Source organism: Pseudomonas sp. DL (genome assembly GCF_047199225.1).
Lineage (GTDB): Bacteria > Pseudomonadota > Gammaproteobacteria > Pseudomonadales > Pseudomonadaceae > Pseudomonas > Pseudomonas aeruginosa.
The window spans coordinates 137,906-162,125 of the sequence record NZ_CP178323.1 but is presented as its reverse complement, the minus strand read 5'-3'; the positions used below and the strand labels follow the sequence as shown (position 1 = coordinate 162,125).

Below are 24,220 nucleotides of genomic sequence, written 5' to 3'. Positions count from 1 at the left end.
CGGCCGTACGACGAGAGACTCAGGGCAGGCGGGCGATACGCTCGGTGAGCAGGTCGAAGAACCCCTGGGCGTCGCCCTCGTTGATCCACTCGACGTTGGCCGGCTGCTTGAGGCCGCCGTACCAGTCGGCCACGGTCTGGCCGAAGGTGATGCCCTCGCGGCTGTCGACCTGCACGTTGATCCGCTTGCCCTTGAACAGCGAGGGCTTGAGCAGGTAGGCGACCACCGTGGCGTCGTGCACCGGGCCGCCCTTCAGGCCGTAGTACTTGATGTCGTACTGGACGTAGGCGTCGAGGATGTCGGCGACGGTCTTGCCGGCCTGGTTGCCGAGGTTGCGCAGCTTGGCGATGCGCTCGGGGCTGGTGAGGATCTTGTGGGTCACGTCGAGCGGCAGCATGGTGATCGGCGCCCCGCTCTTGAGCACGATTTCCGCCGCGTGGGGGTCGGCGAAGATATTGAATTCGGCGGCCGGGGTGATGTTGCCGCCGTTGAAGTGGGCGCCGCCCATGATCACGATCTCGCGGATGCCCTTGACGATGTCCGGGGCCTGGGTCAGGGCCAGCGCGAGGTTGGTCTCCGGGCCGAGCATGGCCAGGGTCACGCTCTTCTCCGGCGCCGCACGCAAGGTGCGGATCAGGTAGTCCACGGCGTTACCTTCGGCCAGCGGCTGCTTCGGCTCATGCACCTCGACGCCGCTGATGCCTTCGCTGCCGTGCACGTCGGCGGCGTAGATCGGCGTGCGCAGCAGCGGTCGCGGGGCGCCGGCGTAGACCGGGATATCCGGGCGCTTGCCCCACTCGCGGGCCAGCCGGGCGTTACGCGCGGTCTTTTCCAGCGGCACGTTGCCGGCGACGGTGGTCAGCGCCTGGATCTTCAGCTCCTTCGGCGAGGCCATGGCGAACAGCAGGGCGATCACATCGTCGGCGCCCGGATCGGTGTCGATGATCAGCGTCCGCGGCGATGGCGGCGCCACCGTTTCGGCAGCGGACAGAGGAAGGCTGGCGGGCATCAGCAGGGCGAGTCCTAGCAGAAGGCTGCAAAAGCGATTGCATGGGCGGGCGGCGCGTAACATGGGGCGGCTCCTGGTGGGGAATGCCACAGTCTAGCCAGTTGCGGGCCACGCGCCGACCTATGCGAACCGACAGAGGAAGCCTGGCGCCTCCTCTGTCGGCGCCCGCCTCACCCGGCGATCAGGGCGCTCGCCGCCTCGCGGTGGCGGGCGATCAGGGCGGCCAGGTCGAGCCCTTCCACGGCACCGTCGACCACTCGCCAGGCGCCGCCGACCATTACCCGGTCGGCACGGTCGGCAGCGCACAGCAGCAGCGCCGAGAGCGGGTCGTGGCTACCCGAGAAGCGCAGCTCGTCGAGCTTGAACAAGGCCAGGTCGGCCTGCTTGCCGGGGGCCAGCTCGCCGATGTCGCTGCGCCCGAGCAGGCGTGCCGAGCCACGGGTTGCCCAGCCCAGGGCGAGTTCCGGGGTGATCCGCTCGGCGCCGTAGCGCAGGCGTTGCAGGTACAGGGCCTGGCGCGCCTCGAGGATCATGTTCGAGGCGTCGTTGGAAGCCGAGCCATCGACTCCCAGGCCGATCGGCGCGCCGGCCGCCTCCAGCTCCACGGTCGGGCAGATGCCCGAGGCCAGGCGCATGTTCGAACTCGGGCAATGGCAGATACCGGTGCCCGCCTCGCCGAGCCGGCGGATCTCCTCGGCGTTGAAGTGGATGCCGTGGGCCAGCCAGGTGCGCGGGCCGAGCCAGCCGACGCTATCCAGGTAGTCCACGGTGCGCAGGCCGAAGCGCTGCAGGCAGAAGTCTTCCTCGTCGAGGGTCTCCGCCAGGTGGGTGTGCAGGCGTACGTCGTGGCGCGCCGCCAGTTCGGCGCTGGCGCGCATGATCTCCGGAGTCACCGAGAACGGCGAGCAGGGCGCCAGGGCGATCTGCACCCGGGCACCGTCTCCGCGCTGGTGGTAGCGGGCGATCAGTCGCTCGCTGTCGGCGAGGATGGTCTCGGCCTCCTGCACCGTCTGCTGCGGCGGCAAGCCGCCGTCCTTCTCGCCGAGGCTCATCGAGCCGCGGGTGAGCATGGCGCGCATGCCCAGTTCCTCGACCACCCCGGCCTGCACGTCGATGGCCTGTTCGAGGCCGCCGGGAAACAGGTAGTGGTGGTCGGCGGCAGTGGTACACCCGGACAACAGCAGCTCGGCCAGCGCCACCTTGGTGGCCAGTTCGAGTTTCTCCGGGGTCAGCCGCGCCCAGACCGGGTAGAGGGTCTTCAGCCAGGGGAACAGCGGCTGGTTGACCACCGGCGCCCAGGCGCGGGTGAGGGTCTGGTAGAAGTGGTGATGGGTGTTGACCAGCCCCGGCAACACCACGTGCCGGCTGGCGTCGAACTGGCTGGCGCAAGGTTGTGCGGGCTGCTGGCCAGCGCCGAGCAGCTCGACGATGCGGCCGTCTTCGACGACCAGGCCGCCGGCGGCGTCGAGACCGTTGGCGGTGAAGATGGCGAGGGGATTGCGAATCCAGGTGCGGGACATGTGCGGACCTTCGTCGGATCGGCGGGCCGGCGCGAACGCTGCCGGCCCTCGGTTGATGAGAGCCAGCTCAGTGTTCACCCTGTCTGCTGATCCAGGTCCGCGGGGCGACGACGGGACGCCACGCGCGTGGCGATATCCTACAAGGGATTTCTGGAGAGGTGTAAGGCTTTCCTCCCGGTGGCGGCCGGGCGCGGTTTGATGGGGGTCAACGGACGCCTCCCGGCAGGGGCATAGAGTGGGGGACTGCATAGCTGAAAACGTAGAACGGAAGGAGTCCCGCATGAGCGAAGAACCCACTGTCAGTCCCCCCTCCCCCGAGCAACCCGCCGCGCAGCCGGCCAAGCCGGCCCGGCCAGCCGCCCGCCGCGCCCCGCGCAAGCCGGCGACCCGCCGCCCGCGAGTGGCCAGCCCGGCGCAGAAGGCCCGCGAGGAGATCCAGGCAATCAGCCAGAAGCCGGTGGCCCTGCAGGTCGCCAGTGCGCCCCACGGCAGCAGCGAGGACAGCACCTCGGCGAGCCTGCCGGCGAACTATCCCTATCACACGCGGATGCGCCGCAACGAGTACGAGAAGGCCAAGCACGACCTGCAGATCGAACTGCTCAAGGTGCAGAGCTGGGTGAAGGAGACCGGCCAGCGCGTGGTGGTCCTGTTCGAAGGCCGCGACGCCGCCGGCAAGGGCGGCACCATCAAGCGCTTCATGGAACACCTGAACCCGCGCGGCGCGCGGATCGTAGCCTTGGAGAAACCGTCCTCCCAGGAGCAGGGCCAGTGGTATTTCCAGCGCTACATCCAACATCTGCCCACCGCCGGCGAGATGGTCTTCTTCGACCGCTCCTGGTACAACCGCGCCGGCGTCGAGCGGGTCATGGGCTTCTGTTCGCCGCTGCAATACCTGGAGTTCATGCGCCAGGCGCCGGAGCTGGAGCGCATGCTCACCAACAGCGGCATCCTGCTGTTCAAGTACTGGTTCTCGGTGAGCCGCGAGGAACAACTGCGGCGCTTCATCTCGCGCCGCGACGATCCGCTCAAGCACTGGAAGCTGTCGCCCATCGACATCAAGTCTCTGGACAAGTGGGACGACTACACCGCCGCCAAGCAGGCGATGTTCTTCCATACCGACACCGCCGACGCGCCGTGGACGGTCATCAAGTCCGACGACAAGAAGCGCGCGCGACTCAACTGCATCCGCCACTTCCTGCACTCGCTGGACTACCCGGACAAGGACCGGCGCATCGCCCATGAGCCCGACCCGTTGCTGGTGGGGCCGGCCTCGCGGGTGATCGAGGACGACGAGAAGGTCTACGCCGAGGCGGCCGCCGCGCCGGGCCACGCGAACCTGGATATCCCGGCCTGAGGCGGGCGGTCGCGCCAACGAAAACGCCCGGGGCGCTTTCGCGCTCCGGGCGTCCCTGGTTCGACGGTCGCTGGCCGGGTCACTCCGGCGCGGAGGTCCGGATCAGGTGGTCGAAGGCGCTCAGCGAAGCCTTGGCGCCCTCGCCCACGGCGATCACGATCTGCTTGTACGGCACCGTGGTCACGTCGCCGGCGGCGAAGATGCCGGGCAGCGAGGTCTCGCCACGGGCGTCGACGATGATCTCGCCACGCGGCGACAGCTCGACGCTGCCCTTGAGCCACTCGGTGTTGGGCAGCAGGCCGATCTGCACGAAGATGCCTTCCAGCTCGATCGACTTGAACTCCTCGGAGTTGCGGTCCTTGTACACCAGGCCGGTGACCTTCTGGCCGTCGCCCTTCACTTCGCTGGTCAGGGCACTGGTGATCACCTCGACGTTCGGCAGGCTGTAGAGCTTGCGTTGCAGCACGGCATCGGCGCGCAACTTGCTGTCGAATTCCAGCAGGGTCACATGGGCGACGATGCCGGCCAGGTCGATGGCCGCCTCGACGCCAGAGTTGCCGCCGCCGATCACCGCCACGCGCTTGCCCTTGAACAGCGGGCCGTCGCAGTGCGGGCAGAAGCACACGCCCTTGGCCTTGTATTCCTGCTCGCCGGGCACGCCCATTTCGCGCCAGCGAGCGCCGGTGGCGAGGATCAGGGTCTTGGCCTTGAGGCTGCCGCCGCTCTCGAACTGCACCTCGTGCAACTCGCCGGTGTTCTTCGCCGGAACCAGCTTGCTGGCGCGCTGCAGGTTCATGATGTCGACCTCGTAGTGACGCACGTGCTCTTCCAGCGCCCGCGCCAGCTTCGGCCCTTCGGTCTCCTGCACCGAGATGAAGTTCTCGATGGCCATGGTGTCCAGCACCTGGCCGCCGAAGCGCTCGGCGGCGACGCCGGTGCGAATGCCCTTGCGCGCGGCGTAGATCGCCGCCGCGGCGCCGGCCGGGCCACCGCCGACCACCAGCACGTCGAAGGCGTCGCGGGCGGTCAGCTTCTCGGCGTCGCGGGCGGCGGCGCCGGTGTCGATCTTGGCGAGGATCTCTTCCACGCCCATGCGGCCCTGGCCGAAGACTTCGCCGTTGAGGTAGATGCTCGGCACCGACATGATCTGGCGCGCCTCGACCTCATCCTGGAACAGCGCGCCGTCGATGGCGACGTGACGGATGTTCGGGTTGAGCACGGCCATCAGGTTCAGCGCCTGGACCACGTCCGGGCAGTTCTGGCAGGACAGCGAGAAGTAGGTTTCGAACTCGAAGGTGCCCTCGATGCCCTTGACCTGCTCGATCACGTCCGCGTCGAGCTTGGAGGGGTGGCCGCCTACCTGCAGCAGGGCCAGCACCAGCGAGGTGAATTCGTGGCCCATGGGGATACCGGCGAAGCGCAGGCCGATGTCCGCACCGGGGCGGTTCAACGAGAACGACGGTTTGCGCGCATCGCTGCCGTCGGTCTTCAGGGTGATCTTGTCGGTCAGGCCGACGATGTCTTGCAGCAGGCCCAGCAGCTCGCGGGATTTGTCGCTGTCATCGAGGGACGCGACGATCTCGAACGGCTGGCTGACCTTTTCCAGGTAGGCCTTCAACTGGGTTTTAAGATTGGCGTCCAACATGGTTCAGCTCCTCGAAATTCGGGCAAACGTATCCCCGGCGGATGAGACATCCGCCCTGCACGGCGCGTTGGCTGGGTGAAGGGCGGACGATCCGCGAGGGATCGTCCGCCGGAGAGGCTGGCGGCGAATGCCGCCGGCGCGGTCTTAGATCTTGCCGACCAGGTCCAGGGACGGAGCGAGGGTCTTCTCGCCTTCCTTCCACTTGGCCGGGCAGACTTCGCCCGGGTGGGCGGCGGTGTACTGGGCGGCCTTCAGCTTGCGCACGGTCTCGCCGACGTCACGGGCGATCTCGTTGGAGTGGATCTCGACGGTCTTGATCACGCCTTCCGGGTTGATCACGAAGGTACCGCGCAGGGCCAGGCCTTCTTCCGGGATGTGCACGCCGAAGGCGTTGGTCAGCTGGTGGGTCGGGTCGCCGATCAGCGGGAACTGGGCCTTGCCGACTGCCGGGGAGGTTTCGTGCCAGACCTTGTGCGAGAAGTGGGTGTCGGTGGTCACGATGTAGACCTCGGCACCGGCTTTCTGGAACTCGCCGTAGTTGTTGGCGGCGTCTTCGATCTCGGTCGGGCAGTTGAAGGTGAAGGCAGCCGGCATGAAGATCAGGACCGACCACTTGCCCTTCAGGGATTCCTCGGTCACCTCGATGAACTTGCCGTTGTGGAAAGCGTTGACCTTGAACGGTTGGACTTGAGTGTTGATCAGGGACATCAGTCGTTCCTCTCTCAGTTGAATGGGGTGTTTCAAATCGACTGGGAGAATCTTAACGGGGTTCGGCAAAAATGCCCCATTGATTTAGGCCATCAGTGAAATTATCTAAATCTATCGAAGAATATATAAATAGTTAAAACAACTAATCGAAGAACCTGCCCTCGTCAGTGCCCGGCCTTCCACGGCTGGCCCAGGGAAACCGGGGCATACAGCCGGGTGCGCAGGGCATCGCGGGAGAGCAGGACCAGCACCAGGATGGTCGCCGCATAGGGCAGCATCGCCAGCAGGTTGGCCGGAATCGACAGCCCGACCCCCTGGGCCACCAGGTGCAGGATGCTGGCCAGGCCGAACAACCAGGCACCGAGCAGCACGCGGAACACCCGCCAACTGGCGAAGACCACCAGCGCCAGGGCGATCCAGCCGCGTCCGGCGGTCATGTTCTCCGCCCACATCGGCGTGTAGGCCAGCGATAGGTAGGCACCGGCCAGGCCGGCCATGGCGCCGCCGAAGAGCACCGCCAGGGTGCGCACGCGCAGCACCGGCAGGCCCATCGCGCTGGCCGCGTCGGGGTTCTCGCCGACCGCCTGGAGAACCAGCCCGGCGCGGCTGCGCAGGAGCATCCAGGCGACCGCGGCGAACAGCGCCAGGCTCAGGTAGACCAGCGCGTCCTGGGCGAACAGCATGCGCCCGAGCAGCGGCAACTCGCCCAGCACCGGCAGCGCCAGCGGGGCGAACCCTTGCAGCGGCTTGCCGACCCAGGCGGCGCCGACGAACGACGACAGGCCGACGCCGAAGATGGTCAGCGCCAGCCCGCAGGCCACCTGGTTGGCGTTCAGGTACAGGGCGACCCCGGCGAACAGCGCCGCCAGCAGCATGCCGGCGAGCACCGCGAGGAGCACGCCGAGCCACAGGCTGCCGCTGGAGAAGGCGACCATGAAGCCGATCACCGCGCCGAACAGCATCATCCCCTCCTGGCCCAGGTTGAGCACCCCGCTTCTCTCGCAGACCAGTTCGCCCAGGGCCACCAGCAGCAGCGGAGTACCGGTGCGGACCATGGCGAACAGCAGGTTGTCGAGCAGATCGATATCCATCGTGGTTCCTCGGCGGTTCGGCTCAGGCCAGGGCGTCGCGCAGCGCCGGGCGCTTGCGCCAGCGTCCGTGCAAACGTGGGCGGTAGAGGATCAGCACGTCGCAGGCGAGGAGGAAGAACAGCATCATCCCCTGGAACAGCCCGGACAGCGCCAATGGCAGGTTGAGGCTCATCTGCGCGGCCTCGCCGCCGAGGTAGAGCAACGCCATCAGCAGGCTGGCGCAGAGGATGCCGAACGGATTGAGACGGCCAAGGAAGGCCACGGTGATCGCCGCATAGCCGTAGCCCGGCGAGACCTGCGGCACCAGTTGGCCGATCGGCCCGGCGACCTCGCAGACGCCGGCCAGGCCTGCCAGCGCGCCGGAGAACAGCAGCACGAACCAGACCAGGCGCTTCTCGCGGAAACCGACGAAACCGGCGGCGCGGCGGTCGAGGCCGAGCACGCGGACCTGGAAACCGAGGAAGCTGCGCTGCGCCAGCACCCAGACCGCCGCCAGCGCCAGCAGGCCGAACAATGCGCCAAGGTGCACCCGGCTGTCCTCGAACAGCGCCGGCAGGCGGCTGGCCTCGCCGAACAGCGCCGACTGCGGGAAGTTGAAGCCATCCGGGTCCTTCAACGGCCCGTGCACGCCGTACAGCAGCAGGTTCAGCGCGATGTAGTTGAGCATGATGGTGGTCAGGATCTCGTTGGCGTTGAAGCGCGTTCGCAGCCAGGCGGCGAACCCGGCCCAGAGCGCCCCGGCAGCGGTGCCGGCGAGCAGCACCCAGGCCAGCGCCCAGCGGCTCTGCCAGTCGAGCAACTGGATCGCCACCGCGCTGCCGGCCAGGGCGCCGACCAGCAACTGGCCCTCCGCGCCGATGTTCCACACGCGCGCCTGGTAGGCCAGTGCCAGGCCGAGGGCACAGAGCAGGATCGGCATGGCCTTGACCAGCAGCTCGCCGAGCCCATAGAGGTCGCTGAGCGGCTGTACCAGCACGGTATGCAGGGTCTGCCAGGGATCGTGGCCGAGACAGGCGAACAGCAGCGCGCCGCAGACCAGGGTCAGCAACCCCGCCAGCAGCGGAGAGGCCAGCAGCATCCAGCGCGACTGCCGGCCGCGCGGTTCCAGGGACAACAGCATCACAGGCTCCCTTGGGCAACGGCGCCGGCGACCGCCGCCGGCGCCTCGAATTGACCGGCCATCCAGCCGCCGACCTGCTGCGGCGAAGCGCTCGCGGTGGCGACCGCCGGGCACAGCCGACCCGAACACAGCGCGGCGATGCGGTCGCTGAGCAGGAACAGCTCGTCGAGGTCCTCGGAGACCACCAGGATCGCCGTACCGGCATCGCGCAAGGCGATCAGCGCGCGGTGGATCAGCGCCGCCGCGCCGACGTCCACGCCCCAGGTGGGATGCGCCGCCACCAGCAGGCGCGGGGCCTGGAGGATCTCGCGGCCGAGGATGAACTTCTGCAGGTTGCCGCCGGAAAGGCTGCGGGCCGGCGCCCCGGCACCCGGGGCCTTCACGGCGAAACGGCGGATGATCTCCTCGGCCAGCGCCAGCACCTTGCGCCGCCGGACCAACCCGCGCTTCACCAGGCCCTGCTGGAAGGCGGTGAGCAGCGCATTGTCCGCCAGGCTCATCTCCGGCACCGCGCCGTGCCCCAGCCGCTCGGCGGGCACGAAGGCCTGGCCGGCGCGGCGCCGCGCATCCGGCGCCAGGTGCGCGCCGGCGCAGCCGCCGAGGCGGATGCGCTCGGCCTGGGCGCGCGGCAGGCGCACTTCGCCGCTGAGCAGAGCGAGCAACTCGTCCTGGCCGTTGCCGGCGACCCCGGCGATACCGAGGATCTCGCCGCTGCGCACCTCCAGATCGAGGCCGGCGAAGGACACGCCGAAGGGGTCCGGGTTGCGCCAGTGCAGGTCGCGCACCTGGAGGAAAGGCGCGCCGCCGGTAGCCTTCGGATACTCCGCCGCCAGGCCCTCGGCGTCGCCCACCATCAGCCGCGCCAGCTCGAGATCGGAACATTGCGCCGGCACGCACTGTCCGGCCACCCGTCCGCCGCGCAGCACCGTGGCGCGCTGGCAGAGCGCACGGACCTCGGCCAGCTTGTGGCTGATGAAGAGGACACTGCAGCCCTCCTCCGCAAGACGGCGCAGGGTGACGAAGAGATCCTCGGCCTCGCGCGGGGTCAGCACCGAGGTCGGCTCGTCAAGGATCAGCAGGCGGATGTCCTGCATCAGGCAGCGCACGATCTCCACCCGCTGGCGCTCGCCGATGGACAGCCCATGGACCAGCCGGCGAGGCTCCAGCGGCATGCCGTAGCGCTGCGACACCTCGCGAATACGCGCCTCCAACCGGCGCGGGCTGCCCGCCTCGGCGCCGAGGGCGAGCGCGATGTTCTCCGCCACGCTGAGCGTCTCGAACAGGGAGAAATGCTGGAACACCATGCCGATCCCCAGCGCCCGGGCGCGAGCCGGGTCGCGTACCTGCACCGGCTCGCCCTGCCAGCGGACCTCGCCGGCATCGGGACGGGTCACGCCGTAGATGATCTTCATCAGCGTGCTCTTGCCGGCGCCGTTCTCACCGAGCAGGGCGTGGATCTCGCCGGCGTCGATGCACAGGTCGATGCGGTCGTTGGCCAGGCAACCCGGATAACGCTTGCTGATCCCGCGCAGTTCGAGGCGCGGCGGCGCGAAGGAGGAAGGTGCGGACATGGCGGACCCGATCGGTTGCTCGACGATGCGGCGGCCGGTGCAAATACCTGGCCAGGAGGTCAGGAAAGCCCTGGAACGCGGCTTGCACCGGGAGCCACGGACCAGGCTCCCGCGCCGAGCGGCACCAAGCCGGGGCACGCCTGGGACGCCGCGGCACATTTGCGGGCAACCCTGCGGCGCACCCGCGTGAGCATTTGTCGCAAAACAGTCATCACCACCTTGCTCACAGAGTTATCCACAGCGTGTCGGGAGCCCATCCGGGACCTTGGGAAGCCTCCCGCGCCGATCGTCCCGGCGATTTTCGCAACATCGGCGGTGGACAGAAAACAGCCAACCCGGCAGGCCATGGGCGCGACCTGGCAAGGCATTTTTTCCAACACTTTGCCAACAGCTTTATCCACAAGATATCGACAGCCGTTCGGAGGAGCACGGCAGGACGATCTCTCCCGGCCAAGCCACGGGTCGGCCGAATCCCTGGGGCAGCCCCGGCGGCCCGCTTCCGGCACAGTTTGCCAACAGCTTTTCCACAGGAAACCCGCGGAACGGGAATGCCCGTGAAAATGTCTCCAGGACTTCCCCTTTAGACGCCATGATGCCCATGAATACTGGGTTTTCCGGCTTTCCAGGAAAGTCCGCGGCGATCGACGGAAGCATGCTCGGCGGCGCCATGGGTGGATCCGCTGTCCACAGTTTCGCGATGCACCGTCGTGGCGCATTCCACAGCACCTTTTCCCTGGCTCTTTCGCCAACCGGGAGAAATCCTGCGGCTCCGTCCAATGCCTTTCCCGCGACCGCCGAAGGCATTTTTTCAACGGGGAATGCGAACAGCTTTTCCACAGACAAACCCACAGAAGCGCCAGTTGCCGACCGGGCATTTCGCAAGGCGGATTCAAGGTGCCGGAACGCTTTCCGCGGATCGCCTGCCGGAAGCCAGATGGGCACATCCCGCAATGGCTCGTGCAATCTTTCCGCACACGCGCTACACACAGACTTATCCACAGCATGCGCACAGTGCATAATGGCGGAAGCGAGATCACGCGCCAAAGACGGGATATTTCCGTCGATTTCCCGGACTAAAGAGGCGAAAGCGCCATTCCGGCAGCAGAGGAGATGAACGATGCAGTACCTGCTGGCAACTTCGTCCCCCCACTTATCCTGCACTCCGACCACGGCGGGAGCGCGATGAGCAGTTCGGCCCATCGCGGGCGGATCCTGCATTTCCTCGGCGACCCGGCGAAACTCGGCGACAAGGCCTGGGAGTATTTCGAGGACGGCCTGCTGTGGATCGAACACGGCCACGTGCGCGCGCTCGATCACGCAACCTACCTGCTGCCGCAACTGCCCGCCGACCTGCCGCTGGAGGAGCATCCGCAGCGCCTGCTGCTGCCCGGCTTCGTCGACTGCCATGTGCATTACCCGCAACTCGGAGTGATCGCCTCCTACGGCACCCAACTGCTGGACTGGCTGGAAACCCACACCTTTCCCGCCGAGCAGCGCTTTGCCGATGCCGGCTACGCCGCCGCCCAGGCCGAGCTGTTCCTCGACGAACTGCTGCGCCACGGCACCACTACCGCGCTGGTGTTCGGCACGGTCCATGCGGTATCCGCCGAGGCATTCTTCCAGGCCGCGCAGAAGCGCCGCCTGCGGATGATCGCCGGCAAGGTGCTGATGGACCGCAACGCGCCGCCGGCGCTGTGCGATACCGCGGCCAGTGGCTACGCCGAGAGCCGCGCGCTGATCGAGCGCTGGCACGGCAACGGGCGCCTGCAATACGCGGTCACCCCGCGCTTCGCGCCGACCTCCTCGCCCGAGCAACTGGCCGCGGCGGCGCGCCTGCTGGACGAGTATCCCGGCGTCTACCTGCACACCCATCTTTCGGAGAACCTCAAGGAAGTCGCCTGGGTCGGCGAGCTGTTTCCCCAGGCGCAGGACTACCTGGACGTCTATCATCGCGCCGGCCTGGTCGGCGAACGCAGCGTGTTCGCCCATGGCATCCATCTCTCCGAACGCGAATGCCGCTGCCTGGCGCACAAGAACGCGGCGCTGGCGCACTGTCCCAGTTCCAACCTGTTCATCGGCTCCGGCCTGTTCGACCTTGGCCGCGCCCAGCAATACGGCATCCGCGTCGGCATCGGTAGCGACGTCGGCGGCGGCACCAGCCTGTCGCTGCTGGCCAACCTCGCCGACGCCTACAAGATCCAGCAATTGCGCGGCACCAGCCTCGATCCGTTCCAGGCGCTCTACCTGGCCACCCTCGGCGGCGCCAGGGCGCTCGACCTGGACGGCCTGGTCGGTAACTTCCTGCCCGGCCGCGAAGCCGACTTCGTCGCCCTCGACCTGGCCGCCACGCCGATGATCGCCCAGCGCATGGAGCATGCGCGCGGCCTGGCCGATACCCTGTTCGTGCTGAACACCCTGGGCGACGACCGCGCGGTGGCGGAGACCTGGGTGATGGGGGAGCGGCGCCATGCGAAGGGGTGAGAGTCTCTTTCCCGCGTTGGCTCGGCCCGTCGCTGCATGCCACCTCCTCGCGCCGTAGAGAAAAGACGCCGTTCGGCGGGCGGCCGAAGCTCGCGTTACTCCATCCGCGCCCTCACGACACCGCCACCGCCTCCAGGAAGCGCTCCAGCACCAGGTTCGGCCGGCGTCCCTTGCGGGTCACGATGGTCAGCGCGATGGCATAGTGGAAACGCTCCGGCAGCAGGGGCCGCAGCATCCCGGCGGCGACCCAGTCGGCAGCGTAGTGCGACGGCAGGTAGCCGATGAAGTTGCCGGTCAGGATCAGGAATGCCATGCCCTCGCGGTCCGAGGCGCTGGCGCTGTTGTTCAGCTCCTGGTGGCGCGCCTGGGCTTCGGCGGGCAGGCGGTAGCTGGGCGCCACGGCGTCCGCGGCGAGCACCTCGTCCACCGCGATATCGCCGTCGGCGCGCTCGAACAGTGCGTGGCCGCGGCTGCAATAGAGCTGCGCGTGCTCGTCATACAGCGGCAGGTACTCGAGCCCCGACAGCGGACTGATCAACGGCACCACGCCGACATGCAGGTGGCCGTCGAGCACGCCCAGTTCGATCTCGTTGGGGGTGGTCATGCCGATGTTGATCCGCACCTGCGGTCCCTGCCCCTTGAGCGCGCTGAGAGCGTGGGTGATGCGCATCTGCGGCAGGGTCACCAGGTTGTTGATGATGCCGATGTTGAGTTCGCCGCGCAGGTGCTGGTGCAGGTCGTTGACCTCGGCGCGGAACCCCTCCAGCGCCGCCAGCAGGGTCTGGGTCGCGCGATAGACCTCGCGGCCCTCGTCGGTCAGGGCGAAGCCGGCGCGGCCGCGCTGGCACAGGCGCATGCCCAGGCGCTTCTCCAGGTCGCCCATGTGCAGGCTGATCGCCGAGCGGCTGAGGCCGAGAGTGCTCTCCGCGGCGGAGAAACTGCCGCACTCGACGATGGTCTTGAAGATGCGCAGCAGGCGGATATCGAAATCGCTGACCTGGCCGAGCGACGGGTTGCGGGATTTGGCCATTATTGTTTTACCCAGTCGAAACTAAACGTGAGAAGAATAAGCTTTATCTAACCTTTCGTCAGGGCCAAGCTTGATCCAACGCTCCGCCGCCGCGTGCGCGGAACCTTCCAACAAGAAAGCCCGAGGATCGAACGATGAACCAGCCGCTCAACGTGGCCCCGCCGGTTTCCAGCGAACTCAACCTGCGCGCCCACTGGATGCCCTTCTCCGCCAACCGCAACTTCCAGAAGGACCCGCGGATCATCGTCGCCGCCGAAGGCAGCTGGCTGACCGACGACAAGGGCCGCAAGGTCTACGACAGCCTGTCCGGCCTGTGGACCTGCGGCGCCGGCCACTCGCGCAAGGAAATCCAGGAGGCGGTGGCTCGCCAGCTCGGTACCCTCGACTACTCGCCGGGCTTCCAGTACGGCCATCCGCTGTCCTTCCAGTTGGCCGAGAAGATCGCCGGGTTGCTGCCAGGCGAACTGAACCACGTGTTCTTCACCGGTTCCGGCTCCGAGTGCGCCGACACCTCGATCAAGATGGCCCGCGCCTACTGGCGCCTGAAAGGCCAGCCGCAGAAGACCAAGCTGATCGGCCGCGCCCGCGGCTACCACGGGGTCAACGTCGCCGGCACCAGCCTCGGCGGGATCGGCGGCAACCGCAAGATGTTCGGCCAACTGATGGACGTCGACCACCTGCCGCACACCCTGCAACCGGGCATGGCGTTCACCCGCGGGATGGCCCAGACCGGCGGCGTCGAGCTGGCCAACGAGCTGCTCAAGCTGATCGAACTGCACGACGCCTCGAACATCGCCGCGGTGATCGTCGAGCCGATGTCCGGCTCCGCCGGCGTACTGGTACCGCCGGTCGGCTACCTGCAGCGCCTGCGCGAGATCTGCGACCAGCACAACATCCTGCTGATCTTCGACGAGGTGATCACCGCCTTCGGCCGCCTGGGCACCTACAGCGGCGCCGAGTACTTCGGCGTCACCCCGGACCTGATGAACGTCGCCAAGCAGGTCACCAACGGCGCCGTGCCGATGGGCGCGGTGATCGCCAGCAGCGAGATCTACGACACCTTCATGAACCAGGCGCTGCCCGAGCACGCGGTGGAGTTCAGCCACGGCTACACCTACTCCGCGCACCCGGTCGCCTGCGCCGCCGGCCTCGCCGCGCTGGACATCCTGGCCAGGGACAACCTGGTGCAGCAGTCCGCCGAGCTGGCGCCGCACTTCGAGAAGGGCCTGCACGGCCTGCAAGGCGCGAAGAACGTCATCGACATCCGCAACTGCGGCCTGGCCGGCGCGATCCAGATCGCCCCGCGCGACGGCGATCCGACCGTGCGTCCGTTCGAGGCCGGCATGAAGCTCTGGCAACAGGGTTTCTACGTGCGCTTCGGCGGCGATACCCTGCAATTCGGCCCGACCTTCAACGCCAGGCCGGAAGAGCTGGACCGCCTGTTCGACGCGGTCGGCGAAGCGCTCAACGGCATCGCCTGATGAGCGGCCGCCCGCAAGCCGTACCCACCGTGCAGGTGGACAACGCCGAGGTGATCGTGACCGAATGGCGCTTCGCCCCCGGCGCGGAAACCGGGCGCCACCGCCACGGCCACGACTATGTGGTGGTACCGCTGACCGACGGCACGCTGCTGCTGGAAACCCCCGAGGGCGACCGCCACGCGCCGCTGGTCGCCGGACAGGCCTACTTCCGCAAGGCCGGCGTCGAGCACAACGTGATCAACGCCAGCGCACACGAAGTGGTCTTCGTCGAGACCGAGATCAAGTAATCCGCACCCGCTCCCCAGGGAGCGGGTAAAGGGAAAGGGCCACGGCCCTTTCGTCACCCCTAGCGAAGAGAGAACAAGACAAGATGGGCACCCTCCACCACCTGATCAACGGCGAAATGGTCGCCGACAACGGCCGCAGCGCCGACGTCTTCAACCCCTCCACCGGCGAAGCCATCCACAAGGTCCCGCTGGCCGACGGCAAGACCCTGCAGAAAGCCATCGATGCCGCCAGGGCCGCTTTCCCGGCCTGGCGCAACACCCCGCCGGCCAAGCGTGCACAGGTGCTGTACCGCTTCAAGCAACTGCTGGAGCAGAACGAGGCGCGGATTTCCAAGCTGATCAGCGAAGAGCACGGCAAGACCCTGGAAGACGCCGCCGGCGAACTCAAGCGCGGCATCGAGAACGTCGAGTACGCCTGCGCCGCCCCGGAAATCCTCAAGGGCGAGTACAGCCGCAACGTCGGCCCGAACATCGACGCCTGGAGCGACTTCCAGCCGATCGGCGTGGTCGCCGGGATCACCCCGTTCAACTTCCCGGCGATGGTGCCGCTGTGGATGTACCCGCTGGCCATCGCCTGCGGCAACACCTTCATCCTCAAGCCCTCCGAGCGCGACCCCAGCTCCACCCTGCTGATCGCCGAGCTGTTCCACGAAGCCGGCCTGCCGAAGGGCGTGCTGAACGTGGTGCACGGCGACAAGGAAGCCGTGGACGGCCTGCTCCAGGCGCCGGAAGTGAAGGCCATCAGCTTCGTCGGCTCGACCCCCATCGCCGAATACATCTATGCCGAGGGCACCAAGCGCGGCAAGCGCGTGCAGGCCCTGGGCGGCGCGAAGAACCATGCGGTGCTGATGCCCGACGCCGACCTCGACAACGCCGTCAGCGCGCTGATGGGTGCCGCCTACGGCTCCTGCGGCGAGCGCTGCATGGCGATCTCGGTGGCGGTATGCGTCGGCGACCAGGTGGCCGACGCGCTGATCGCCAAGCTGGTTCCGCAGATCAAGGCGCTGAAGATCGGCGCCGGCACTTCCTGCGGCCTCGACATGGGCCCGCTGGTCACTGCCGCCGCGCAGGCCAAGGTCACCGGCTACATCGACAGCGGCGTGGCCCAGGGCGCGGAGCTGGTGGTGGACGGCCGCGGCTACCAGGTCGCCGGCCACGAGAACGGCTTCTTCCTCGGCGGCAGCCTGTTCGACCGGGTGACCCCGGAAATGACCATCTACAAGGAAGAGATCTTCGGCCCGGTGCTGTGCGTGGTTCGCGTCAACAGCCTGGAAGAGGCCATGCAGTTGATCAACGACCACGAATACGGCAACGGCACCTGCATCTTCACCCGCGACGGCGAGGCCGCACGCCTGTTCTGCGACGAGATCGAGGTCGGCATGGTCGGCGTCAACGTCCCGCTGCCGGTGCCGGTGGCCTACCACAGCTTCGGCGGCTGGAAGCGCTCGCTGTTCGGCGACCTCCACGCCTACGGCCCGGACGGCGTGCGCTTCTACACCCGACGCAAGGCCATCACCCAGCGCTGGCCGCAGCGGGCCAGCCACGAGGCCTCGCAATTCGCCTTCCCCAGCCTCTGAAGGCTGACGACGACAGGCATGGTCGGTAACGACCATGCCTTTTTTCTTTTTCCGCAATCAGGAGTCCGCAACGTTCCACCGCCGTGAAACCTCACCCACGGCCGCACCCATGGCGTCGCCCACAAGGCGGCCCAGACCTTGCCCAAGAACAATTAAAGGGTCTCAACGATGTCCAAAGTCGTACTGGCTTCACAACTGCCGAACAAGCGCAACGCCTCGCTCGCGCCCGGCCTGAAACAACGCCACGTCACCATGCTGTCGATCGCCGGGGTGATCGGCGCCGGCCTGTTCGTCGGCTCCGGCCATGCCATCGCCGCCGCCGGCCCGGCCGCCCTGCTCGCCTACCTGATCGCCGGCACCCTGGTGGTGCTGGTCATGCGCATGCTCGGCGAAATGGCGGTCGCCTCCCCCGATACCGGTTCCTTCTCCACCTACGCCGACCGCTCCATCGGCCGCTGGGCCGGTTTCACCATCGGCTGGCTCTACTGGTGGTTCTGGGTGCTGGTGATCCCACTCGAAGCGATCGCCGCCGCGGCCATCCTCAACGCCTGGTTCCCGGCCATCGACACCTGGATCTTCGCCCTCGCGGTGACCTTCCTGCTCACCGTCACCAACCTCTTCAGCGTGGCCCGCTACGGCGAGTTCGAGTTCTGGTTCGCGCTGCTCAAGGTGATCGCCATCATCGCCTTCATCGTGCTCGGCGCGGTGGCCATCGTCGGCGGCCTGCCGGAGCGTGAGGTCAGCGGCCTGTCCAGCCTGATGGCGAGCCACGGCGGCTTCGTGCCGAACGGCTACGGCGCGGTGCTCGGCGCCCTGCTGACGACCATGTTCAGCTTCATGGGCACCGAGATCGTCACCATCGCCGCCGCCGAGTCCAAGGACCCGGCGAAGCAGATCACCCGCGCCACCAACTCGGTGATCTGGCGGATCGGCCTGTTCTACCTGGTGTCGATCTTCATCGTGATCTCCATCGTGCCGTGGAACGACCCGCTGCTGATCCAGGTCGGCTCCTACCAGCGCGCCCTGGAGCTGCTGGACATCCCGCACGCCAAGCTGATCGTCGACCTGGTGGTACTGGTCGCCGTGGCCAGTTGCCTGAACTCGGCGATCTACACCTCGTCGCGGATGGTCTTCTCCCTGGCCAAGCGCGGCGACGCCCCGAGCGTGCTCAAGCTGACCAACACCGCCCACGTACCACGCCCGGCGGTGCTGGCCAGCACCGCGGTGGGCTTCCTCACCACCATCGTCAACTACTTCGCACCGGAGAAGGTCTTCACCTTCCTCCTCGCCAGCTCCGGCGCCGTGGCGCTACTGGTGTACCTGGTGATCGCCGTGGCCCAGTTGCGCATGCGCAAGCAATTGCAGGCCAGCGGCCAGCCCATCGAGTTCCGCATGTGGCTATATCCCTGGCTGACCTGGGCGGTGATCCTGTTCATCGTCGCCGCGCTGAGCATCATGCTGATCATGCCGGAGCACCGTCACGAGGTGTTCGCCACCGCTCTGCTGACGATCTTCACCGTCTGCCTCGGGCTGCTCAACGCGCGACGCAAGCCGCGCCTCGGCGAGGACTACGCCGGGAAGACGGCGCGGGTCTGAGTCCACCACCGGGGGAATAACCCAGACAGCCCTCCAAAGAAAAGCCCGGCCAATGGCCGGGCTTCTTCAGGCAAGGTCGTCTCAGACCTTCCTGACGAATTCCGATTTCAGCTTCATCGCGCCAATGCCGTCGATCTTGCAATCGATGTCGTGGTCGCCGTCCACCAGGCGGATGTTCTTCACCTTGGTGCCGACCTTCACCACCAGCGAGGAGCCTTTCACTTTCAGGTCCTTGATCACGGTGATGGTATCGCCGTCCTGGAGAACGTTGCCCACCGAATCCTTGATCACCTTGCCATCATCGGACGCCGTAGCGGCCTCGTTCGGCGACCATTCATGGGCGCACTCCGGGCAGACCAGCAGCGCACCATCCTCGTAGGTGTATTCGGAGTTGCATTGGGGACAGGGCGGCAGCGTGCTCACGGCATTCTCTCTTCAGCAGGGGGACGAAAACCGCAGATTATATAGGGTTTCTCGCTCCCCTGCCGAACCGCCTCAGAGCCCCTTGGTCTTCGGCGCGCCGACGGCCGGCCCGGAGAAGTCGAGGGTGCCCTTTTCGCTGAAGCGCACGGTGCCGAACAGGCCTCCGGCGAGCTTGCCCTTCACCACGTAGGGCATGCCCTGGGTCGGAGCGTTGTTGCTCAGGCCCCAGGCCTGGCGGAAGGCGGAAAAGGCGGAGACGGTCAGCGGCACGCTCACCACCCGCTCGCCGAAGCGCGGCACCTCGCCGGTCTGGTCGCTGACGCCGCTGGCCAGGGGCTGGCCGTTGACGTCGAGGTCGAGGGCGATGCCGTTGTATTCGATCGGCTCGTCGTTGGGGTTCTGTACCCGCAGCTTGACCATGAAGCGCATCTCCATGCCTTGCCCCGGCAGGGGTTCCAGGCCGACCAGGTCGATACGCAACGGATCGCGCTGGCCGAAGGTGCTGCAGGCGCTCAACAGGACGCCCAGGCACAGGGCCGGCAGCAGGCGGCCGAGGTTCGCAGGCAGGCGCATGGGTTCTCCTCCTTGGGTCGAATGTGCGCCCATGGTGCCACAGCCGCTAGAATTCGCCGCGCAGCCGATCCGGCTGCGCCAATGGACAAAGGACATGCCCATGCCTACACGCGTTCTGCGCGGCCTCGTCGCCGCCCTCCCACTGTTCCTCGCCGCCTGCTCGGACTCCGCTCCGTCCAGCGAGGAGATCGCCCGCCTGCTCGCCGAGCGCGGCTTCGACAAACCCGCCTGCGCCAGCTCCACCCTGTTCAAGACGTTCCCGGTGACGCTCTCCGACAGCTTCTCCGGCCCCGGCCCGGCGAAAGGCAACGCCGCGGTCTACGACGCGCTGGTCGGCGTCGGCCTGCTGCGCCGCGACGGCGATTCCTACGACCTCACGCCCGCCGGCCGCGAGGACTACAAGCCCGAGTCGAAGGCCTTCTGCTACAGCAGCGGCTTCGACGTCAGCGTCCGTTCGGTGGACCCCGCCAAGCCCGACGACTACGGCCCGGCCGTGGAAAAGGGCTGGTTGGTCACCGTCGAGGTCAAGCCACGCGAAGTGAAGGACTGGGCGAAGAACCCCGAGGTGCTCAAGCAGGCCAGCCTGACCACCCTGCAACAGATCACCCAACCGCAGGTCGGCCAGGTCTCGCTGGTCAAGCCACGCGGCGAGGAAGGCTACAAGCTCGTCAACACCCGCTTCTCGCCCAGGCAGGGCTTCCACTTCAACCAGGCCTGGTAATCCCACGCCGTCCTTCCGCCCGCCCCGCTCGGGGCGGGCTCCTCATTCAACCCACTGATCGATAAAGGTTTTTTCGACGGACGAAACAGCCGGGCGATTGCTCGCCCGAAAGCTTTCGTATACATTCGTTTTCACTGTAAACACCGTATACATCGAAAACGAAGCTGATCAGAAAATGAGCACCGTAGTCTCGTTCCGCGCCGATGACGCCCTGGTCGCGGCCCTCGACGAACTGGCCCGCGCCACCCACCGCGACCGCCCCTACCACCTGCGGCAGGCGCTCGCGCAGTACCTGGAAAGGCAGCAGTGGCAGGTCGCTGCCATCGATGAAGGCTTGGCCGATGCCAATGCCGGTCGCCTGCTGGAACACACCGAGATCGAGAAGCGCTGGGGGCTGCAATGAGCCTGAAGTGGACCCGCAAGGCGGCCGCCGACCTGGACGCCATCTACGACCATTACGTCGTGCTGATCGGCCCGGAAAAAGCTCTGAAAGCCGTTCAGGACATCGTCGAGCAGGTGAAACCGCTGCAGCAGGTAGCCAACCAGGGGGCAGGGCGGCCCAGCGAGGTGCCAGGCGTACGCACCCTGACCCTGGAGCGCTGGCCGTTCAGCGCCCCGTTTCGGGTTAAAGGCAAGGAAATCCAGATTTTGCGCATCGACAGGGTCGAAATTACCCCCTGAAAGTGGTCACACGGTTACAAGATGTTTCAAAATGAATATTTCCCTTGACTTGTACGTAGTGAATTATTTCGGACGAAACATCCATAACTCACAAAAAATGGACATTTTTCGACCTGACCAATGAGAGCGACCAACATGCGACCACTGCGACCTGATTAGTTCTTTGGCTGACTCATGCTTCGCTCCCATACGCGTCCGTATTTTTCCGTAACTCGACGACCTCGCCCGCTGGGCATGCTTTCTCGCGCCTTTTCCGGTGACTTTTCCCCAGGCGCAGTCTCCCGCAAGGAGGAACCGGCATGGATTCGCTGAAAGGCATGGCGATCTTCGCCACTGTGGTGGACAAGGGCTCGATGGCAGCCGCGGCCCAGAGCCTGGGCATGACCCCTTCGGCAGTCAGCCAGCAGATCCGCAAGCTGGAGAGCCGCGCCCAGGTCACTTTGCTGCATCGCACCACCCGCCGGCTGACCCTGACCGAGGCCGGCGAGGCGTTCTATCGCAGTTGCGCGCAGATGCTGGCGATCGCCGAGGAAGCCGAGCGGCGGCTTGGCGAATGGCGCGATGCGCCGGTGGGTGAGTTGCGCCTGGCGGCGCCGGTGGGGTTCTCCGGCACGCTGATCACCCAGGCGCTGAAACCGTTGCTGGAGAACCACCGCCAGTTGCGCCTGCAGCTGTTCTTCCAGGACGAGCGCATCGATCTGGTCGCCGAGCGCATCGACCTGGCGATACGCGTCGGCCATCTCGCCGACTCCAGCCTGGTGGCGCGCCACCTCGGCGATTGGAGCAGCGTGCTCTGCGCGGCGCCGGCCTATTTGCGCCAACGGGCGCCCATCAACCGTCCGGAGCAGTTGACCGAGGTCGACTGGATTTCCCTGAACACCTCGAACCACCTCAACCACCTGACGCTCAGCGGGCCGGGCGGGGAAGTCTGCAAACTGCGCCTGGAGCCACGGGTGGCCGCCAACGGGATGCTCGCGGTGCGTCAGTTCACCCTCGACGGACTCGGCGTGTCCTACCAGCCGCTGCCGGAGGTGCGCGACGCGCTGAACGACGGGCGCCTGCAACAGCTATTGCCGGAGTGGAGGATTCCCGGGCTCGGCATCTATGCGGTGACGCCACGGCGCGAGGCCCAGCCGGCCAAGGTGAAGGTCGCCATCGAGGCGCTGCGGCGAGCGTTCGCCACGGACGGGGATGAGCGCTGGAGCTGACCGACGGACTGCCGGCCAGCTCCAGGTACCGTCAGGAGAAGCGGCCGAGGGTCAGGGTGACCTCGCCGATGTCCGTGCCCGTAGCGTTGCCGCCGCTGGTGATGCCAGCATAGTCCGCCGATGCCGGCGTGAAGCTCCAGGTGTTGGTGGCGCCGGATTTCCACGGGTCATCCCAGCTGAAGGTGCCCATCTTGGTGTTGCCGTCGTAGCAGTCGAAGCTGCCCTGGGTGCCGGACGAAGCGTTCTCCCGTCCGCAGGAGGCGATCCATTGCGGGCTGCCGGCCTGCACGTTCATGCTGCTGACTTCCTCGGTGGAAATCTCGTCGTCCTTGTTGGTGTAGCGGTAGAACTTGCCCCATTGCAAGGTGGCGTTGCGGATGCCCACCGTGCCGATGGATTTGGATACCACGACCTTCACTGCGATCCATTCTGCGTATGCCATGTCGATCTCCGTTAACCATGCGTTCACAGCTTCCTGTAGGACGTCACGGACAGGACCGGGCGCTCACAACGGACCCTTGGCTACTTCGACCAGCACGGCGCCATCCCTGACCCGCTTCACTATAGGCTGGCCACCAGCCACCACCGCCTGCCAGATCTGGTAGGCGGCGGCCGGGGAGGTCAGGCCCTCCGGCGTTTTTCCCCGCGAGGGGCCTTCATGCCGAATGCCTCGCGCAGGTCGGTGGTGGGTGGAGGCAGGAAGCGCATGCGGGCGAACAGGCCTCGCAGGTAAGCGTCCATCAGCGCAGCCGCCGCCGCGCTGTCGCCGTCCTCCAGGGCATCGAGCAGGGCGCGCTGCGCGGCGCAGGCCTCGGCGGTATAGACCGCCCCCTTGTTCAGCGCGATGTCCAGCGAGGCGCGTGCCACCAGGCCACGGACGAAACCCTGCAGCAAGGGATTCTCGGTCAGTTCGGCCAGGCGCAGGTGGAAGCGCCCGGCGAGACGGATCAGCCCGGCGCTGTCGCGGGCCGCGAGGCAAGCCTGCTCCTCGTCGACCAGCGCCCGTAGCTCGGCAAGGGTGGCGGGATCCAGCCCCGCGGGAAGTTGCCGCACCACTTCGCTTTCCACCAGCAGGCGCGCGTCCAGCACCTGCCGCGCCTGGCGCTCGTCCGGGCGGGCGACGCTGGCGACTTCCTTCGGCGGCATCACCACCGCGCCGTCCTCGGCGAGACGGGTGAGGGCACGCTGGATGGTGCCGTTGCTGACCCGGAAGATCTGCCCGAGGGTTTCCTTGCTCAGCTTGGCGGCCGGCGCCAGGCGCTTTTCCAGGATTGCCGTGTAGATGCTTTCGTAGACGAAATGGCTGGTGGGGCGCAGCGCGGCGCCCTGCTGGGTACGTGCTTCGAATCCGACCATGTTCACACCTGTCGAGTCGTGCTTGTGGGCCTTCGCAGGCGGCGGACGAAAGCCGTCCGGGCGCCGCGACGGTCCCGGGTTGGAACCCTGGCGCGGGCGATCAGACCTGCGGCAAGCGCAGGTCGATGTTCAGGCGCGCGCCTTCGTTGAGGATGTGCTGGCGCATCGCCTGGCTCGCCCGCTCGCTGTCGTGCTGGCGGATCGCACGGAGGATGGCGTCGTGTTCCTGGAGGATCTCCTCGGCGTATTCCGGCTGGCGGCGCACCAGGTTGTCGCTGCGTTCCAGGGCGCTGCCGATCTGTTCGGAAACGCTGAGGAAGATCGGGTTCGAGGTGAGCTTCACCAGGCGCCGGTGGAAGGCCGTGTAGGCCTCAACCAGAGCCTGCGGGTCGCCATCCTCGACCGCTTCGCGCAGGTCCAGCAGCAACAGCCGCAGTTCGCTGATCTCCGCCGCCCCGGCGCTCTGCGCGACGATGCCGACGATGAACGGCTCCAGCGCATAGCGCAGTTGCAGGACGTCTTCCATGGTCGCCTCGCCGGGCGCCGCGACCTCGCGCAGCGGTTCGCTGCGTTCGAGGACCATCACGCCCTTGCCCGGCAGCGAACGGACCACGCCCAGGGTCTCCAGGACCATGATCGCCTCGCGCAGGCTCGGCCGGCTGATTTCCATCTGTTCAGCCAGCTCGCGCTGGCCGGGCAACATCTGGCCGGCGACCCAGCGACCCTGCTCGATGGTGTCGAGCAGGCGCTGGGCAACCGCGTTGACCAGCTTGGACGAAGAAAACATG

At 67.0% G+C, this 24,220-nt stretch carries 23 protein-coding genes; 10 read left to right on the top strand and 13 right to left on the bottom strand.

Translation table 11 applies throughout. The features are described 5' to 3' along the window. Nucleotides 1-19 precede the first annotated feature (19 nt). Both ACI766_RS00735 and ACI766_RS00730 read right to left on the bottom strand, forming a co-directional pair. Entirely contained in the window at nt 20-1,072 is a 1,053-nt protein-coding gene (locus ACI766_RS00735; protein WP_003118573.1) for a nucleoside hydrolase, read from the bottom strand. Between the two features lie 107 nt (nt 1,073-1,179). Beyond that, the gene (locus ACI766_RS00730; RefSeq protein ID WP_004352010.1) at nt 1,180-2,529 is read right to left on the bottom strand and encodes an 8-oxoguanine deaminase; all 1,350 of its coding nucleotides are present in this window, start codon (nt 2,527-2,529) and stop codon (nt 1,180-1,182) included. Between the two features lie 457 nt (nt 2,530-2,986). On the opposite strand from ACI766_RS00730, the gene ppk2 reads away from it, so the two are divergent. Further along, a complete protein-coding gene (gene ppk2, locus ACI766_RS00725; protein WP_003119523.1) occupies nt 2,987-3,883 on the top strand; it encodes a polyphosphate kinase 2 in 897 nt (298 codons plus the stop codon). A gap of 79 nt (nt 3,884-3,962) precedes the next feature. Here the strand turns inward: ppk2 and ahpF are convergent, their stop codons facing one another. The 5 genes from ahpF to ACI766_RS00700 all read right to left on the bottom strand — a co-directional run bounded on the left by ahpF (nt 3,963) and on the right by ACI766_RS00700 (nt 10,018). Further along, nucleotides 3,963-5,528: an alkyl hydroperoxide reductase subunit F gene (gene ahpF, locus ACI766_RS00720; RefSeq protein WP_003083830.1), complete on the bottom strand. Its 1,566-nt coding sequence runs from the start codon at nt 5,526-5,528 to the stop codon at nt 3,963-3,965. A gap of 144 nt (nt 5,529-5,672) precedes the next feature. Next, entirely contained in the window at nt 5,673-6,236 is a 564-nt protein-coding gene (gene ahpC, locus ACI766_RS00715) for an alkyl hydroperoxide reductase subunit C (protein WP_003083828.1), read from the bottom strand. Between the two features lie 164 nt (nt 6,237-6,400). Continuing rightward, nucleotides 6,401-7,327 carry an ABC transporter permease gene (locus ACI766_RS00710; RefSeq protein WP_023086774.1) on the bottom strand — a complete coding sequence of 309 codons (927 nt, stop codon included), beginning with the start codon at nt 7,325-7,327 and terminating at the stop codon, nt 6,401-6,403. Nucleotides 7,328-7,349: 22 nt separating this feature from the next. Continuing rightward, entirely contained in the window at nt 7,350-8,447 is a 1,098-nt protein-coding gene (locus ACI766_RS00705; RefSeq protein WP_003112631.1) for an ABC transporter permease, read from the bottom strand. Continuing rightward, nucleotides 8,447-10,018, bottom strand: a complete 1,572-nt coding sequence (locus ACI766_RS00700; RefSeq protein WP_025270805.1) for an ABC transporter ATP-binding protein — start codon at nt 10,016-10,018, stop codon at nt 8,447-8,449. The genes ACI766_RS00705 and ACI766_RS00700 overlap by 1 nt, the downstream gene beginning before the upstream one ends. A gap of 1,110 nt (nt 10,019-11,128) precedes the next feature. On the opposite strand from ACI766_RS00700, the gene guaD reads away from it, so the two are divergent. Then, nucleotides 11,129-12,499, top strand: coding sequence for a guanine deaminase (gene guaD / locus ACI766_RS00695; protein ID WP_003121623.1), 1,371 nt, complete (start codon nt 11,129-11,131; stop codon nt 12,497-12,499). 112 nt (nt 12,500-12,611) lie between these two features. On the opposite strand, the gene bauR is transcribed toward guaD, so the two are convergent. Continuing rightward, on the bottom strand, nt 12,612-13,529 hold the full coding sequence (bauR, locus tag ACI766_RS00690) for an HTH-type transcriptional activator BauR (RefSeq protein WP_003083805.1): 918 nt from the start codon (nt 13,527-13,529) through the stop codon (nt 12,612-12,614). Nucleotides 13,530-13,663: 134 nt separating this feature from the next. Between bauR and bauA the strand changes: the two genes are divergently transcribed. The 4 genes from bauA (at nt 13,664) to gabP (ending at nt 18,470) form a co-directional block, all read left to right on the top strand. Continuing rightward, on the top strand, nt 13,664-15,010 hold the full coding sequence (gene bauA / locus ACI766_RS00685) for a beta-alanine--pyruvate aminotransferase (protein WP_003083801.1): 1,347 nt from the start codon (nt 13,664-13,666) through the stop codon (nt 15,008-15,010). Continuing rightward, the gene (bauB, locus tag ACI766_RS00680) at nt 15,010-15,297 is read left to right on the top strand and encodes a beta-alanine degradation protein BauB (protein ID WP_003083790.1); all 288 of its coding nucleotides are present in this window, start codon (nt 15,010-15,012) and stop codon (nt 15,295-15,297) included. The genes bauA and bauB overlap by 1 nt, the downstream gene beginning before the upstream one ends. A gap of 83 nt (nt 15,298-15,380) precedes the next feature. Then, the gene (locus ACI766_RS00675; protein ID WP_003101230.1) at nt 15,381-16,874 is read left to right on the top strand and encodes a CoA-acylating methylmalonate-semialdehyde dehydrogenase; all 1,494 of its coding nucleotides are present in this window, start codon (nt 15,381-15,383) and stop codon (nt 16,872-16,874) included. A 168-nt stretch (nt 16,875-17,042) separates the two neighbouring features. Next, a complete protein-coding gene (gene gabP / locus ACI766_RS00670; protein WP_003083784.1) occupies nt 17,043-18,470 on the top strand; it encodes a GABA permease in 1,428 nt (475 codons plus the stop codon). 81 nt (nt 18,471-18,551) lie between these two features. Here gabP and ACI766_RS00665 read toward each other — a convergent pair whose 3' ends face one another. After that, nucleotides 18,552-18,893: a zinc ribbon domain-containing protein YjdM gene (locus ACI766_RS00665; RefSeq protein ID WP_003101229.1), complete on the bottom strand. Its 342-nt coding sequence runs from the start codon at nt 18,891-18,893 to the stop codon at nt 18,552-18,554. Nucleotides 18,894-18,965: 72 nt separating this feature from the next. Next, nucleotides 18,966-19,466, bottom strand: coding sequence for an LEA type 2 family protein (locus ACI766_RS00660; protein ID WP_003112629.1), 501 nt, complete (start codon nt 19,464-19,466; stop codon nt 18,966-18,968). A 100-nt stretch (nt 19,467-19,566) separates the two neighbouring features. Between ACI766_RS00660 and ACI766_RS00655 the strand changes: the two genes are divergently transcribed. From ACI766_RS00655 to ACI766_RS00640, 4 genes are all read left to right on the top strand, one after another. Beyond that, the gene (locus ACI766_RS00655; protein WP_003101226.1) at nt 19,567-20,187 is read left to right on the top strand and encodes a hypothetical protein; all 621 of its coding nucleotides are present in this window, start codon (nt 19,567-19,569) and stop codon (nt 20,185-20,187) included. A gap of 175 nt (nt 20,188-20,362) precedes the next feature. Continuing rightward, a complete protein-coding gene (locus ACI766_RS00650) occupies nt 20,363-20,590 on the top strand; it encodes a CopG family ribbon-helix-helix protein (RefSeq protein WP_003083775.1) in 228 nt (75 codons plus the stop codon). Next, on the top strand, nt 20,587-20,868 hold the full coding sequence (gene parE / locus ACI766_RS00645; RefSeq protein WP_003083773.1) for a type II toxin-antitoxin system toxin ParE: 282 nt from the start codon (nt 20,587-20,589) through the stop codon (nt 20,866-20,868). Before ACI766_RS00650 ends, parE begins: the two co-directional genes overlap by 4 nt. 299 nt (nt 20,869-21,167) lie before the next feature. Further along, nucleotides 21,168-22,076 carry a LysR family transcriptional regulator gene (locus tag ACI766_RS00640; RefSeq protein ID WP_016561475.1) on the top strand — a complete coding sequence of 303 codons (909 nt, stop codon included), beginning with the start codon at nt 21,168-21,170 and terminating at the stop codon, nt 22,074-22,076. Between the two features lie 31 nt (nt 22,077-22,107). Here ACI766_RS00640 and ACI766_RS00635 read toward each other — a convergent pair whose 3' ends face one another. The 3 genes from ACI766_RS00635 to ACI766_RS00625 all read right to left on the bottom strand — a co-directional run bounded on the left by ACI766_RS00635 (nt 22,108) and on the right by ACI766_RS00625 (nt 24,219). Beyond that, the gene (locus ACI766_RS00635) at nt 22,108-22,518 is read right to left on the bottom strand and encodes an aegerolysin family protein (protein ID WP_003101225.1); all 411 of its coding nucleotides are present in this window, start codon (nt 22,516-22,518) and stop codon (nt 22,108-22,110) included. A 179-nt stretch (nt 22,519-22,697) separates the two neighbouring features. Then, entirely contained in the window at nt 22,698-23,432 is a 735-nt protein-coding gene (locus ACI766_RS00630) for a GntR family transcriptional regulator (protein WP_003101224.1), read from the bottom strand. A 100-nt stretch (nt 23,433-23,532) separates the two neighbouring features. Beyond that, nucleotides 23,533-24,219, bottom strand: coding sequence for a FadR/GntR family transcriptional regulator (locus ACI766_RS00625; RefSeq protein WP_003083762.1), 687 nt, complete (start codon nt 24,217-24,219; stop codon nt 23,533-23,535). Between the last annotated feature and the right edge of the window lies 1 nt (nt 24,220).